Here is a 14,340-nt window from a genome sequence, read left to right as displayed (position 1 = left end):
TACAATAAAAAATAATTGCTGGATATTTTTATGAAATTTATTATATTTGGTTATTATATTTAATTAAGTTTTATATATGCGGAAAAAATTTTATGGGCATTATTAAGAAGACAGATAAAAAAGAGAAGAATAATAAAATAAAAAAAATAGAAATAAGCAAAGAAGAACTTGAGGCAAGAGAGATACCATTACTTTTTAGTGTTGTAAATTTTTCTTCAAATATTCCAATTTCTATGTATGCAGATACTATAGGAATAAAAACCGCTGAATCCTCATACAGGGGGGCTATGCATTCTGAGGCAAATAGAAATATAAGCGAAGAGTATCTACTCAACTCAAAAAAATCATCAATAGATTTATCGGTTTTGTATAATGTTTCAGGCTACTCTTCATTTCCTATAGAGGCTTCTTTAAGTAATAGAGTGCTGCTTGAAGAAGAAGCTCATAAAAAAGGAAATGCTGTAAAACTTCCTCCTTATAAAAATATTAATGCTCCTATAGGATCTGTTATAAGATCGAGAAGAAGCAGGAGAGACTTTAAGGGTAAACCTCTTACTTTAAGTGATTTATCTACACTTCTATACTATGGAGACGGTATTTCTGGTGATTTTGATTTTAAACTAAATAAAGATGAGTATAGCACTATAACTTTTGGTGATAAATATATATCAAAGCTCCGTACAGCTCCGTCTGGAGGCGGGCTTTATCCTATATATCTTTATATAGCGGCTCTTAATATAAATAATCTGGATAAAGGAATATACAAATACATGCCTTTTACTCATTCTCTTGAAAAAATTAAATTATTTAGTGATAAAGATTTAGAGAATTATTATAACAGCAATGTTTTCGGAGGCGGCATAGATTTAAGAAAAACGGCTTTATCTATTTATTATGTTTATAGTTTATATGAAAACTCTAGGAAGTATGGAGATATGGCACTTCAGTTTGCATTGATAGAAACTGGAGAAATTGCTCAAAATATACAGCTTACAGCAGCAGCAAGCGGTATTTTAGCATGCGATATTGGAGGATTTAATAAGACTTTATCTGAAGAGTTTTTGAATATTGACGGACAAACTAATCATGTTGTGCATCTTACTTTGCTTTCAAAATGATTTTATGTAAATTATATAAAAAATAAAAAAATAAATAACAGGTTGATTTGGTATGGCTAAAAAGAATATTAAACTTTATGATAATGTAAGCATTTTTTTCAGTTCTGATGATGAGATAAGATTTAGGAAGGGCATATGGAACTTTGAAGAGGCTTCTTTAACTTTAGATGATTTAAATGATAATATGAAAGAAGTTATAACATTTATTGCAAATGAACTTTTTGATGATAAACTTATATCTTTTGATGATATAGTAAAAAAATTCTCATTAGATGAAAATGACAGCAATTTATTAAATGATATTATATCTTCTTTGATTGGAAACAGATTTTTAGAGTATGATGATAAAAAAAATAATATGCAAAATACTCTTTATGAACTTATAGGCGAATATTTTTATGATATTGCCGATGAAAGCAAAATAGAGAAAAATAAAATAATGTTTATAACTGATAATGATAGATTAAAAGATTATGCTTTATTAGTATCTAAAGATATATATATAAATGTTGATATGATGAGTGCTGATGATATAAAAAAAATAGAAAAATCTAATCTTACTGATACAACTGATGCTATAGAAAATATAGAAATAAAAAAAGAATTATTAAAGCTATTTTGTAATATATCATGTGTAGTTATAAGTATAGAGAAACCAAGACTTAATTTGCTTAGAAATATTAATAGACTTCTTCTTGATAAATCAATACCGATAATTATATCAATATTAGACGGACCATTTTTAAATATTACAACTATAAAAGGAAAAGAAACAGCTTGTTATGAATGCTTTGAAAACAGAGTAATAGCAAGAAATGAAAGCTTATCAGTTTATAATAAATTTGTTAAGCAGACTATGAAGTTTAAAATAAAAAATAAAAGAACTTATATAACGCCTATTTTGCAAAGTTTTACATCTATTGCTTTATACGAGGCATTTTTATTTGCGGCAATAGGTAAATGCAAACTAGCAGGACGTGTTATTAATGTTTATATACCTTCTATAGAAATTCAAGTTCAGGATTTGCTTAGAGTGCCTTTCTGTCCAGCTTGCGGTCATATAAGTAAGGCAAAATATAATGAGATGTATACTTCATCAAAAGAGGTTATAGAAAAGTTTGCAGGCAAGGTTATAGTGAAATGATAAAAGATAAATGCCAAAAAAATAAATTGTTAAACAAAAACGGATAAAGTATATGCTTAATTATTACCCAAGTCATAAAAATATTTTAAATAAATATAATTCTATTTGCGGACATCAGACAGGTATAATGGATTCTCTTATTATAATGCAGGCTAATTCTGTGATTGCTGAAAATATTAATACCTGTACTGCAATGCTTCCTAATTATCATAAGATATTGTTAGGAGATAATGCTTTGGTAAATTATCATCTTTCAGGATATGGTATCTATAGAGATGAAGCTATTATAAGATTATTAGGTGAGGGTATTGAGAGGTATGCTTTATTTACTTCAAATTTATATTTTGAAGATAAACTTAAATATTCTTCTTATAATCAATTAAAAGAAAAATATCCAGACAATGTTATACCTTTTGAATATGTTAAAATATATACAGATGATGATATAAACAAATTAAATAATATAGGCATTTTAGAAAACATTACAGAAGATGATGTACTTTCTTGGGTTTTACTTCCGTCTTTATTTGATAGTAAAAAAGAATATTATGTACCGGCACAGAATTTCTTTTTATCACACATAATAAGAAGAGATAAAAAAGAGAAAGTATTTATAGGCGGATTTTCAAAGGGAAGTGCCAGTCATAAAAATATTTGTCTTGCTTTAAAATCTGCTGTTAATGAGATAATAGAATGTGATTCTTGTATGATAAAATGGTATACAAAAAGCAAAGTTAAAGAAGTCATTATTGATGATGATATACTTAATGAAGCTATTAACATGATTCTTAAAGATATTGATTATAAAATAAGGGTATTTGATTATACATCTGATAATAATTTAGGCTATGTTTTTACTGTTATGCTTATAAACAAGAGTGAAAAAGCTCCTTATATTGCTGTAGGGGCTTCTTCTGGGCTTAATCCTAGAAAGGTAATATATAGGGCTTTTATGGAGGCTTTGGCTATACTTACATTAAATATTAACGGAGCATTATCTATGCCTAGTGATTATTTGGAAACTGTATCAGAAAAAAATTATCTTAATCTTGACAGCAATGTTAATTATTGGGCTAATTTAGAAAATAAAGATAAAAAACTTAACTTTATTAATAGTAAAATTTCAGAAAAAATTGAATTAAAGAAATATAAAAATCTTGAAGTTAATACTCAAAAAGATCTGGAATATTTATTAAAAGGTCTTTATAATATTTCAAAATATGCTGTTTATTTGGATATTACACCTTCTGAAATAGAAAATAAAGATTTTTGTGTTATGAGAGTTTATATACCAGAGCTTGTGCAGATGTCTATGCCTGCTTTTCCTTATAGTAATCACCCTAGGATAATTCAAAACGGAGGAATATCAAATAATGAATTCCCGCATCCATTACCTTAGTGCATTGCTTGTTCTTGTAGCTATTTCTTTCCCTACTTCTTTGATTGGAATATTTATAAAGTTAAATTTTTATAAGATAAGCAGAATGCTTCCTAATGCTTTGAGTTATTTATTATTTGTGATAATGGTATTTTTTACTGGATATATTGGAAGTATTAATTATAATGCTAATATATATTTTATTGTTACAGCTTTTATATTTTCTTTTGTATGTATAGCGTTAGAATTATTTGAAGGTATTATTATTCATTTTATTAAGTATGGAGTTTGGATAAAAAATATAGAAGTTCATGAGATAGTAGAAAAAAAGAATATATTTATTGATATTATAATTATATTTATAGGTGCTTTATGCGAAGAGATTATTTTCAGACAGGTATTTTTTAATATTTCTTATAATATATTTTCTGTTAATATTTTTACTATTATTATACTTTCATCTTTTATATATGCTCTTAATCATATATATTTTGGTGCTAATGCTGTGTTTCAGAAGTTTATTGCGGGACTTATATATTCTTTATTATTTGTTTACTCTTCTTTTAATATAACGCTGCCTGCTTTATGCCACTTTTTTCAAAACACTATTTTGTATATATTATCATTAAGAAAATTAAAGAAATATAATATATATAATTAAAGAGAGGGTAAATTGATATTTTTAGAAATTGTTCCGTATATATTAGTATCTTTTATACTAGGTATTTTAATAAAATTTTTAGAGCATAACAATATAATAAATAATATATGCTTTAATTTGATGAATCATAATAAATTAGAATATGACGAGATGCATGTTTATGTAAGTACTTATATATATTGGATTTTTATGTTTGTTTTTGCTTTGCTTATAAGCATTTTGAAAAAACAAAATATTTTGTTATATTTATATATAGAAAGAAGATATATAATTTATATTTTTATTAATATTTTTGCTGTTATTTCTGCTTTTGAAGTAATTATGTCAGTATTGAGTTTGATTAATAAAGATATAAGGGCTAACGTTATATTTAATAATATATTATCAGTGCCTTCAGTTGATTTGCTTTACTCTTCGAGAATAAATCCTAAATGGATATTGATAATATTATCAAGTATAATAAAATGCTTATTTTTTAACGGAGTAATATATTTGGCTGTAAAGAGTAAATTATCAAATTTATTTTTTACTATTTTCATATCAGGTATGTTATTCTCTTTAGAAGAAATTTTCAGAGTAACAAGTATTAAACAGGCATTTATATTTACTATAGCCTGCTTGGTGGTTACTTTTGTTAATGGACTTGCATTTGAGTACAGCGGAAGTTTGATGCCGCCAATATTTGCTAATATAGCTTTTACAATGTATTATTTTGGGCAGTTTGAAAATATACGCAGGTACTCTTAAATTACTGGTATTAATTTCTTTATATGAATATTTTTATATAAAGAGTTTAATATAAAAAACATCAAAAGGAGTTGTTGATATGATTAAATATTCTTCAAAAGTACGCACAACATGTTCTCTAAAAAGCCAATCTGTTGTATTGACTCCTGGAGGATGTTGCTGCTCTTGTTGTTGTTCTTGTTGTGTTAATGTAACAACTACAACAAACAATTAATTTATTATAATAATTGTTATAATAAATTTTAATGCCTGCTGTATTGATAGTTTTATTATTAATGCAGCGGGTTTTATAATAATTGATAAAATTTGGTAACTGCTTAATTATGGAAAGTTTGATTAGTGCTAGAAATATAGAAAAAAAATTTAATAAAAATACAATATTAAAAAAAATAGATTTTGATATAAATAAAGGCGAAGTTACAGCACTTGTAGGTCCTAATGGTTCTGGAAAAACTACACTTATTAATATATTATTAGGTATATTAAAAGCAGACAAGGGCAAATTAAAAATAAATATAGATAATTATAAAAAGCATATAGGAGTACAGCTTCAGTCTACACCTTTTTTTGAAGGATATACTGTAAGAGATAATATATTAATGTTTTCAGCTCTTTATGATATAAAAATTACAGATGAAGAGATAAATAATATGCTTAATAAATATTCTCTTAATGCCAAGACTTTAGCTATTAAACTTTCTGGAGGCGAGCAGAAAAAACTTGCCATAATGATAGCTACTATGCAAAACCCAGATTTACTCATATTTGATGAGCCTACAGCAAGTTTGGATCCAAGAGAAAGATATAATGTAAAAAATATGATAAAAGAGCTTGCTTACAATAATAAAACAATTCTTTTTACTTCTCATGATTTAGAGGAGGTGGAAGATATTGCTGATAGAATAGTATTTTTATATAAAGGAGAGATATTAGAAAGCGGAAGTAAAGATGAACTTTTAAGTAAATATAATTTTGACAATTTAGAGAAACTTTATCTGCATATTACTAATTATTAAATTATAATTTTGGGTTATATACTGAAAATTTTCAAGTTTGTAAATTTTTTTATTCAACTTTTTCCCGCCTTCGCTCTGCGGGCTTCGCCAAAAGTTGCAAAAAGTGCAAGTCTAAAATAATGCTAAATAGTGCTAATTATGTTTTATATGTAGGATAAATTACTTGTTTTGTATAATAATAGGTAATCAGCCGCACGTATAGTTGACATTTGATAAAGAATAAACAATACCGTGCGGGAAGGTGCCCGCGAAGCGTACCGAACGAAGATGAGGGAGAGCTCGCGGTTGACAAACTTAAAAATTTTCAGTATATACTAAAAATTTTATAATAAATAATAATAAATAAAGAATAACTATGAAAACAATATTTAAACTTACAATGAAAAAAGCTATAAGAGATCCTTTTCTTATATTCTGGTCAATATTTTTTCCTTTGGTAATAGTTATATCACTAGGGCTTTTTTTTAATATGGAAAGCTACACTATTCATATACTCACAGCTATGACATGTGTAAGTGTACTTGCCTATTCTTTTATGACTACGAGTTTTAATGTATTAAGTCAGAGAAGGAGAGGGGTTTATAACTTGCTTAAAGTAACACCGCTTCCTTTATACAAATATATTATAAGTTTATCATGTGCTTGGGTGATAATATCTATTATAAGCAGTTTATTTGTATTTTTTGTCTGTGTCTTATTTTTTAAGATAGAGTTTGATTTTTTATCTGTTTTTTTATTTCTGCCTGTAATAATAATAGCTTCTTTACTTTATATATTTATAAGTTTTTTTGTTTCCAGTCTTGTAAAAAATAATGAAACAGCTAGTATATTGTATAATATTATTTTAATGGCCTCTATGTTTTTAAGCGACGGATATTATTCATTATATAATGCCCCTAATATAGTAAAGTTTTTAAGCAAATTAAATATTTTTCAGTATTTTTTGAATGCATTTAGGGGAGCTTTTTATTTTGATTTTCATGCATATTTTATAGGTATATCTGTTTTAATTATATGTTTGATAATTGCTTTGCTTTTAGCTGTTAATACTTTCAGGTATGCTGATAAATAGTTTTAAATGTAGTATTGACAAAAAATCATTTTCTTATTAATATGAATTTAATAATCTAATTTGGAGGAAGCAAATGTTAAAAAAATTATTAATATTAACATTGTTCGTATCATTTTTGGCAGTAGGCTGTGAAAAATTAAAAGAGGCAGCAGGCAATGTTACAGGCGGTATAACAGGAATAGATAGCACATATGCAGGCACTTGGAATGCCGATAGAAATAGCAGTGCAGCAGAATTAAATGGATCTTATTTCACTGTTAAAGATGATGGTTCTATGGATTTTTATGATAGAGAGCTTGATAAGACAATTAATTATAAATCTACTTGGATAATAAAAACAGGAAGTACATATACTGCTATATATAATGAGACAGATCCTAATGATGATACTGTAATATTGGGAAAATATACAGTTATTATTACTTTTGAAGAAACTTCAGATTCAACTACTACAACATCAGCAAATGTAAGTTATACAGTAGAAGCAGATAAAAAAAGTAACACATATAAAGGTGTATTTAATAAAGCTTAGTAATTATTTTTTATATGAATAACTATAAGGGGGCATAAGCCTCCTTTTTTGCAGATTTTTATAATTGAATTCATATTATAAGTAATAAAAATATATATAATAAATTTGCAATAGAAACAAATATATAATACAATATAAGATACAATATATTAATTGAGAGGAATGAAAAATATGTTTAAAGGCACTACCATATGTGCAGTATGCAGAAATGGAATTACAGCAATAGCAGGCGACGGACAGGTTACATTAGGAGAAACAGTAATGAAGCCTAATGCTGTTAAACTAAGAAAATTATACGGCGGTAAAGTTATATCTGGTTTTGCAGGTTCTACTGCCGATGCATTTACATTATTTGAAAAATTTGAAAAAAGACTTCAGGAGTTTTCGGGTGATCTTACAAGAGCAGCTGTTGAGCTTGCACGCGAATGGAGAACCGATAAAATGCTTAGAAATTTGCAGGCACTTATTATAGTAGCCAGCAAAGATAAAATGCTTTTACTTTCTGGTAATGGAGATGTTATAGAAAGTGAGAATAATATACTAGCCATTGGAAGCGGCGGACAGTATGCTAAGGCTGCTGCTATGGCTCTATGCGAAAATACAGACCTTTCAGCTAAAGAAATAGCTAAAAAGGCACTTGAAATAGCTTCTCAGATATGTATATACACTAACAGCAATATTTCTTTGGAGGTTATAGAGTAAATTATGTCATTTGATGCGAAATTAGAAAGCGAGCTTACACCTAGAAAGATAGTTGAAGCACTAGATCAATATATAATAGGACAAACAGAGGCTAAGCGTTCGGTTGCTATAGCTTTGAGAAATAGATACAGAAGACGTCATCTTCCAGAAGATTTAAAAGATGAAGTGGCACCAAAAAATATTATACTTATAGGACCTACTGGGGTGGGAAAGACAGAAATAGCGAGAAGGCTTGCAAAACTTGTCAATGCTCCTTTTATCAAAGTAGAGGCCACTAAATATACAGAAGTAGGATATGTTGGACGTGATGTTGAGAGTATGGTTAGAGATTTAGTTAATGTTGCCATATTTGAGCTTAAAACTGCTATGATGAAAGAGGTTGAAAAAGAGGCTACTGATATAGCTTTGGATAAATTGGCAAAACTTCTTCTTCCTTCTGTAAAAAAAGAAGAAAATGAAAATGTATCTGAAGAAGAGATGGAAAAAAAGAAAAATGCCAAAGAACAGATAAAAAAACGTATAGCTAATGGTGATTTTGATGAAAGTTATGTGGAATTAAAGATAACAGGCAGTCAGAATAGAATGTTCGGCATAATTCCGGGTATGGGGTTTGAAGAAAATGATATGATTCAGTCTATGGTTGGAAGTATTATGCCTCAGAGCAAAAAGCATAAACGTTTGAGAGTAAAAGAGGCTAAAAAACATCTTATAAATGAGGCTTCAGAATCTCTTATAGATATGGAAAAAATAACTTCAGATGCTTTGAGTCTTACTGAAAATATGGGTATAATATTTTTAGATGAAATAGATAAAATAGCAAGCGGAAATAAAACAGACAGTGCCGATGTTGCCCGTCATGGTGTGCAAAGAGATTTACTTCCTATAGTAGAGGGTACTACTGTTAATACAAGATATGGTCCCATAAAAACAGATCATATATTATTTATAGCAGCAGGTGCTTTTCATATTAATAAACCTTCGGATTTAATTCCAGAACTTCAGGGTAGATTTCCTATAAGAGTGGAATTAAAGGCTTTATCTAAAGATGATTTTAAAGATATATTGGTTAATCCTAAAAATGCTATCACTAAACAGTATCAGGAACTTTTAAAAACAGAAGGTGTTACTATAGAGTTTGAGGAAGAGGCCTTGGAAGCTATAGCAGATATGGCCTATAATATTAATACTAATGTGGAAAATATAGGAGCTAGAAGACTTTATACCATTATGGAAAAGGTTTTTGAAGAAATTTCTTTCAGTGCAGATGAACATAAAGGTGAATTTATAAAAATTAATGCCGATAATATAAAAGATGCTATGAAAGACATTGAGGACAACAGGGACATAAGCAGATATATATTGTAACAGTATTTTGTTGTATAGTATGGATTTTTTGGTTTTTTTTTATAAAATAGATAATGTATAAGAAAAATTAATTGGAGTTTATGATGGATAACAATGAACAACAAGAAACTACGGTATTTATTAAATGGGTGCCTTTGTATGAAACAAGACATAAACTAATAGATAGCCAGCACAAAGAATTGGTAAATATAGTTAATGAGCTTTATTTGGCAACAGTTGATAATAGTGCAAACACTAATGAAGCTTTTATCAAAGCCATAAAGAAATGTATTGACTATACTCAGTACCATTTCAAAACAGAAGAAAAAATAATGGATCTTATTAATTACTCGGATGCAGAAAATCATAAAGCTATGCATAAGAGTTTCTATTTGGAAATAGTTGACCAAATTAGAAAATATGAAGAAGGTCAGCCTTTTGTTGCTAACAAATTTATCAAATTCCTAAAAGATTGGCTTTTAGAGCATATAGGCTTTCAGGATAAAAAATTTGTTAACGAAATTAAGGAAGCCTTAAAGAAAAAAGAAGGTCATAATTAATATTTAAGTACGCTGTTATATATGATAAATGTTCTAAGTTTATATGTTATTGTTTTTTTATAGAGCGAGTTGTGTAAAAATAGGAAAATTTATAAGTGTCGAAAGGTAATTCATACACGGTTGGTGTAATTATATTAAGTATTATTAGTGCTATACTTTTGTCTTTGGCTTTTCCGCCATTAAATTTTTTTCCTATTTCGTTTATTGCACTTGTGCCTCTTGACATTATAATATATAAATCCGATAAACTTAGATACTATGTAATATCAGCATCTATATTCGTACTTGTGTTTTTTGGTTATCTGCTTATGTGGGTAACTGCTTTTATGCTGAAAGAAACTGAGGCTATAGTTTCTTTTCTGACATTATTTACTATATTATTTTTAATAATATTCTTATTTTATTTTCCAGCAATGCTTTTAAGCGGTTTCTTATCAAAAAAACTTCCTGCATTTAGGTTTATTACTGTACCGCTTGTATTTACATTTATGGAATATATGAGAAATGTCGGATATCTTGGTTTTCCGTGGGGTATTATAGGATATTCGCAGTGGAATTTCTCTTTATTTTTGCAGTCTGCTGATATATTTGGAGTGCTTGGTATTAGCTTTTTTGTGTATTTCTGCAACTCTGTTATAGCTCATTATTTGCTTTTCTTTTCAGAAAGAAATATTTCAAAAAAGTATCAATACAAAAAACCATATATACCAGCTATTGTATTTATATTATCATTTTTAGTTATTATTATTTATGGTGCAGTGAAAATTAATATAGAAGAATCAAAAAGAACGCTTCAGCCTAAAACTAGAATTGCTCTTATACAGAAATCTTTTGACCCAAATATATATTGGAATAATATATATACAGGTGAGCCTTACCGTAGAAACTCTAAAGGAATACAGGGCTTTGCAGAAAAATTCCTTCTAAAACCTGAAAAATTTCAAAATGAAGAAAAACCTGACGGAGTAACTCAAAATGGTACAGTCTCAGTGAGAAGAGTGGCAAACTTAGCTAGAGATGCAGCACTTTCAAAACCTTCATTAATAGTGTATCCGGAATCTGTTACTCTTGATTCATACGGGTACTATATAAATGAATACAAAGAAATTTTTGATTACGGGCTTGTTTCCAATTCTATTTATCCGGGTATTTATAATACATATATACTTTATGATATGATTAGGTATACTCAAACATATCATCTTTTAGGTACTACTATAATAAAAGAAGATACCAATGAAAATGCATATAATCCATATAAATATTATAATGGGATTGAGTTTATTAATGACAGAGGTAATGTTATAGGAGAGTATTCTAAAATAAAACTTGTACCAGGCGGAGAATCATATCCTTTTCAGGATAATGAGTTTCTTTTAAATACTTTTCCTTTCAAAAATATTATAAACTTTATGTATGCCCAGTTTGATAAAGCTGGTGCCAATAGATGGGATAGAGGAAGAAGTATTACAGTATTCAATCACCCTAACGGATATACTTTTTCTGGTATTATCTGTTTTGAAAGTGCTTTCGGAGATTTTGTTAGAAAGTTTGTATATAATGGGGCTCAGACTTTGGCTGTACTTACTGAAGATGCTTGGTCTTATAGTGATGAATCTCTTCTCCAGCATTTTTATATGTCTGTTTTTAGGGCGGTAGAAAATAGAAGAGATATAGTTCATAATGGTAATTCCGGGGTTACTGGTCATATATCAAGCACTGGTAAAATTATATCAACCCTTCCTTTTTGGAAACCCGATTATATGGTTGCTAATGCGGCATTAAATAGTGATATAACTATATATACAAGATTCGGAGAGTGGTTCGTATTTCTTTGTTTTATTGGTATTTTAGTTCTTTTGTTTTTTGCTACTGCTAAAAGTTTAATTGAATTAAAAGAAATCATCAAAAAACGCTTCTTTCTAAAGCAGTCGGCAGAAAATGAGGCTGTATTTGCTGTGATTCCTTCGGCTAAAAAAGTAGATGAGTATATTAATAATGAAGCAAGTGATGACCTGCCTAGCTTGGACGATATAGAGGAAGCTGTAATTAAGAAAAAAGAAAAAACTTCAGAAATAAAAACAAATACTCAAATAATAAATAAAAACTCCAAAAATAATAATATAAAAAACTCTAATATAAACACTGAAAATAATACTAAAATAGATTTGTTTTCTGATAAATATACAGATTATACAAAGGAAATGACTAGTATAATAGAAGATTCAAAAGATTACAGCATATTTGATGATAATAAATTTACCTCTGATATTTCTTCTGCTTTAACTACAATTATAGAAGAAAATGAAGAAACTTTTAACAAAGATAAAAAGATAAAAAAAAATAATGATCTGAAAAAAGACAATAAGCAGCATTAAAGGATATATATGTTGGGAGCCATTAGAGTACTTATAGCAGAAGATTCTAAGATTATTTCTGGAATGTTAAATAATATTCTGGCAAATCATTATAGAATTAATGTCGTAAGTTTGGTAAATAATGGTATAGATGCATACAAATCAATAATATCCATAAAGCCGGATTTTGTTATTACAGAAATAGATTTGCCTTTAATGGGAGGAATAGAACTTTTAAAACTTCTAAAAAAAGAAAATATACAAGTTAATATATTAGTAATGACATCTTTAACTAAAAATAAAGATTTATCATCTAGGGCTTTGGAGCTTGGGGCTTTAGATATTATTTATAAGCCGCGTAATGTATCTGCTGATTTTTTAAAAGAGAATGTATTAAATAAAATAATTGAAATATCAAAAAATAATAGAGTAAATAGTTTAGAGTTTGTTCCGGAGGCTAATATAGATTATAACTTCAATCTTTTAAATAATTCTTCTAATAAGAAAAAAGTTATTGATGAAAGCGAAAAAACAGAAATAGATAAATTTGATGACAATGTAAGAATAATACCATTTAATCAAAAACAGGTTGCAGCTGCTATAACTAAGGTTTTGAAGTTTAAATTTAATACTCCAAAATTAGTTGCTATAGGTATATCTACGGGAGGACCTAGAGCTTTGAGAATAATGCTTCCTAGTATACCTGCTGATTTTCCTCTTCCTATACTCATATCGCAGCATATACCTAAAGATTTTTCTTCTTCGCTTATTTCAAGTTTGCAAGATATATGCTCTATAAAAATAAAAGAGGCTAGTCTTGATGAAGAGTTAATGCCTTCTGTTGTTTATATTTCACCGGGTGATAAAAATATGGGTATATATATGGATTCTGCAGGCAGGCTTAAAATTAAATTTTATCCGGATACTGAAAAAAAGTTTATTTATACTCCTTGTGTGGATTATTTGTTTAATACTATTGATGATGTTTTAACTGACAAGGCTATAGCTATAGTGATGACTGGTATGGGTAATGACGGTACGGAAGGTATGATTAAACTTCATAATCATAATAATCTTACTATTGCTCAGGATAGGGCTAGTTCCACAGTTTACGGAATGCCTAGAAGCGTTATAGAAAATAAGGCTGTTCATTTGGTATTATCACTTTATGATATTGCTGAGTTTTTAATACAATATATGAGGTTAAAAATTAGATGAAAAATATTATATTTATTCTAGTAATGATTTTATTTTTAGTTTCATGCCAAAAAGAATATAAGGCAGACAGTGAGTACAGTGTTTATGAGTATGAAACGTATATATCTAAATTAATATCAAATAAGGATACGCTTGAGTTTACCTCTAATTTTGTCCTTAATTTAGATGATAATATAGCTAATATTCTTAAAGAAATGTCTTTAATATATGAACTTACTCCTGTTAATATTATAGAATCTATAAAAAATAGAGGGGCTTTGTATCAGAGGATATTTTCAAATAATGATGATGCTTTATGTAATTATCTTCCTAAAGACGGAGGATATTATGATGTCAGCATTACATATAAAAAATATAAAGATGTTATATTGGCTCAGATTGAATATCCTTCTTTTAATAAAATATCTGAAAACTCCATTGAGTTTGTGGCTATTTATTTAAATGATAAATGGAGCTTACTTACTATTAATTTTTTGAATATTTAAGGACTT

15 protein-coding genes are annotated in these 14,340 nt (G+C 28.0%); all 15 read left to right on the top strand.

Annotation, left to right across the window (positions count from 1 at the left end; genetic code table 11):
- The first annotated feature begins 92 nt into the window (after positions 1 to 92).
- The 15 genes from BMUR_RS05035 to BMUR_RS04970 all read left to right on the top strand — a co-directional run bounded on the left by BMUR_RS05035 (position 93) and on the right by BMUR_RS04970 (position 14,334).
- On the top strand, positions 93 to 1,118 hold the full coding sequence (locus BMUR_RS05035) for a SagB/ThcOx family dehydrogenase (RefSeq protein ID WP_013113519.1): 1,026 nt from the start codon (positions 93 to 95) through the stop codon (positions 1,116 to 1,118).
- Between the two features lie 52 nt (positions 1,119 to 1,170).
- On the top strand, positions 1,171 to 2,262 hold the full coding sequence (locus BMUR_RS05030; protein WP_013113518.1) for a streptolysin associated protein SagC: 1,092 nt from the start codon (positions 1,171 to 1,173) through the stop codon (positions 2,260 to 2,262).
- Positions 2,263 to 2,314: 52 nt separating this feature from the next.
- Positions 2,315 to 3,661 (top strand): YcaO-like family protein, encoded by a 1,347-nt coding sequence (locus BMUR_RS05025; RefSeq protein WP_013113517.1) that lies wholly within the window; start codon positions 2,315 to 2,317, stop codon positions 3,659 to 3,661.
- Complete coding sequence (locus BMUR_RS05020) at positions 3,636 to 4,301, top strand: CPBP family intramembrane glutamic endopeptidase (protein ID WP_013113516.1); 666 nt, start codon at positions 3,636 to 3,638, stop codon at positions 4,299 to 4,301. The genes BMUR_RS05025 and BMUR_RS05020 overlap by 26 nt, the downstream gene beginning before the upstream one ends.
- Before the next feature lie 12 nt (positions 4,302 to 4,313).
- Positions 4,314 to 5,048 carry a hypothetical protein gene (locus tag BMUR_RS05015; protein WP_013113515.1) on the top strand — a complete coding sequence of 245 codons (735 nt, stop codon included), beginning with the start codon at positions 4,314 to 4,316 and terminating at the stop codon, positions 5,046 to 5,048.
- Between the two features lie 79 nt (positions 5,049 to 5,127).
- Positions 5,128 to 5,262 carry a streptolysin S family TOMM toxin gene (locus BMUR_RS15260; protein WP_104618768.1) on the top strand — a complete coding sequence of 45 codons (135 nt, stop codon included), beginning with the start codon at positions 5,128 to 5,130 and terminating at the stop codon, positions 5,260 to 5,262.
- 109 nt (positions 5,263 to 5,371) lie between these two features.
- The gene (locus tag BMUR_RS05010; protein ID WP_013113514.1) at positions 5,372 to 6,064 is read left to right on the top strand and encodes an ABC transporter ATP-binding protein; all 693 of its coding nucleotides are present in this window, start codon (positions 5,372 to 5,374) and stop codon (positions 6,062 to 6,064) included.
- A 355-nt stretch (positions 6,065 to 6,419) separates the two neighbouring features.
- A complete protein-coding gene (locus tag BMUR_RS05005) occupies positions 6,420 to 7,136 on the top strand; it encodes an ABC transporter permease (protein ID WP_013113513.1) in 717 nt (238 codons plus the stop codon).
- Positions 7,137 to 7,209: 73 nt separating this feature from the next.
- Positions 7,210 to 7,668 (top strand): hypothetical protein, encoded by a 459-nt coding sequence (locus BMUR_RS05000; RefSeq protein ID WP_013113512.1) that lies wholly within the window; start codon positions 7,210 to 7,212, stop codon positions 7,666 to 7,668.
- Positions 7,669 to 7,839: 171 nt separating this feature from the next.
- Complete coding sequence (gene hslV / locus BMUR_RS04995; protein WP_013113511.1) at positions 7,840 to 8,370, top strand: ATP-dependent protease subunit HslV; 531 nt, start codon at positions 7,840 to 7,842, stop codon at positions 8,368 to 8,370.
- 3 nt (positions 8,371 to 8,373) lie between these two features.
- Positions 8,374 to 9,735 carry an ATP-dependent protease ATPase subunit HslU gene (hslU, locus tag BMUR_RS04990; protein WP_013113510.1) on the top strand — a complete coding sequence of 454 codons (1,362 nt, stop codon included), beginning with the start codon at positions 8,374 to 8,376 and terminating at the stop codon, positions 9,733 to 9,735.
- Between the two features lie 83 nt (positions 9,736 to 9,818).
- Complete coding sequence (locus BMUR_RS04985) at positions 9,819 to 10,274, top strand: bacteriohemerythrin (RefSeq protein WP_013113509.1); 456 nt, start codon at positions 9,819 to 9,821, stop codon at positions 10,272 to 10,274.
- Positions 10,275 to 10,369: 95 nt separating this feature from the next.
- Entirely contained in the window at positions 10,370 to 12,652 is a 2,283-nt protein-coding gene (lnt, locus tag BMUR_RS04980) for an apolipoprotein N-acyltransferase (protein ID WP_013113508.1), read from the top strand.
- A 9-nt stretch (positions 12,653 to 12,661) separates the two neighbouring features.
- Complete coding sequence (cheB, locus tag BMUR_RS04975; protein ID WP_013113507.1) at positions 12,662 to 13,849, top strand: chemotaxis-specific protein-glutamate methyltransferase CheB; 1,188 nt, start codon at positions 12,662 to 12,664, stop codon at positions 13,847 to 13,849.
- Positions 13,846 to 14,334: a hypothetical protein gene (locus BMUR_RS04970; RefSeq protein WP_013113506.1), complete on the top strand. Its 489-nt coding sequence runs from the start codon at positions 13,846 to 13,848 to the stop codon at positions 14,332 to 14,334. Before cheB ends, BMUR_RS04970 begins: the two co-directional genes overlap by 4 nt.
- Positions 14,335 to 14,340: the final 6 nt, after the last annotated feature.

Source organism: Brachyspira murdochii DSM 12563 (genome assembly GCF_000092845.1).
Classification (GTDB): Bacteria; Spirochaetota; Brachyspiria; order Brachyspirales; family Brachyspiraceae; genus Brachyspira; species Brachyspira murdochii.
The sequence above is the reverse complement of the archived record's forward strand: the minus strand, read 5'-3'. Positions and strand labels throughout refer to the sequence as shown.

Bases quoted from the DNA above. Each gene is read 5' to 3' on its own strand.
- BMUR_RS05035 (WP_013113519.1), top strand. From the start codon at position 93: ATGGGCATTATTAAGAAGACAGATAAAAAAGAGAAGAATAATAAAATA.
- BMUR_RS05030 (WP_013113518.1), top strand. From the start codon at position 1,171: ATGGCTAAAAAGAATATTAAACTTTATGATAATGTAAGCATTTTTTTC.
- BMUR_RS05025 (WP_013113517.1), top strand. From the start codon at position 2,315: ATGCTTAATTATTACCCAAGTCATAAAAATATTTTAAATAAATATAAT.
- BMUR_RS05020 (WP_013113516.1), top strand. From the start codon at position 3,636: ATGAATTCCCGCATCCATTACCTTAGTGCATTGCTTGTTCTTGTAGCT.
- BMUR_RS15260 (WP_104618768.1), top strand. From the start codon at position 5,128: ATGATTAAATATTCTTCAAAAGTACGCACAACATGTTCTCTAAAAAGC.
- BMUR_RS05010 (WP_013113514.1), top strand. From the start codon at position 5,372: ATGGAAAGTTTGATTAGTGCTAGAAATATAGAAAAAAAATTTAATAAA.
- BMUR_RS05005 (WP_013113513.1), top strand. From the start codon at position 6,420: ATGAAAACAATATTTAAACTTACAATGAAAAAAGCTATAAGAGATCCT.
- BMUR_RS05000 (WP_013113512.1), top strand. From the start codon at position 7,210: ATGTTAAAAAAATTATTAATATTAACATTGTTCGTATCATTTTTGGCA.
- hslV (WP_013113511.1), top strand. From the start codon at position 7,840: ATGTTTAAAGGCACTACCATATGTGCAGTATGCAGAAATGGAATTACA.
- hslU (WP_013113510.1), top strand. From the start codon at position 8,374: ATGTCATTTGATGCGAAATTAGAAAGCGAGCTTACACCTAGAAAGATA.
- BMUR_RS04985 (WP_013113509.1), top strand. From the start codon at position 9,819: ATGGATAACAATGAACAACAAGAAACTACGGTATTTATTAAATGGGTG.
- cheB (WP_013113507.1), top strand. From the start codon at position 12,662: ATGTTGGGAGCCATTAGAGTACTTATAGCAGAAGATTCTAAGATTATT.
- BMUR_RS04970 (WP_013113506.1), top strand. From the start codon at position 13,846: ATGAAAAATATTATATTTATTCTAGTAATGATTTTATTTTTAGTTTCA.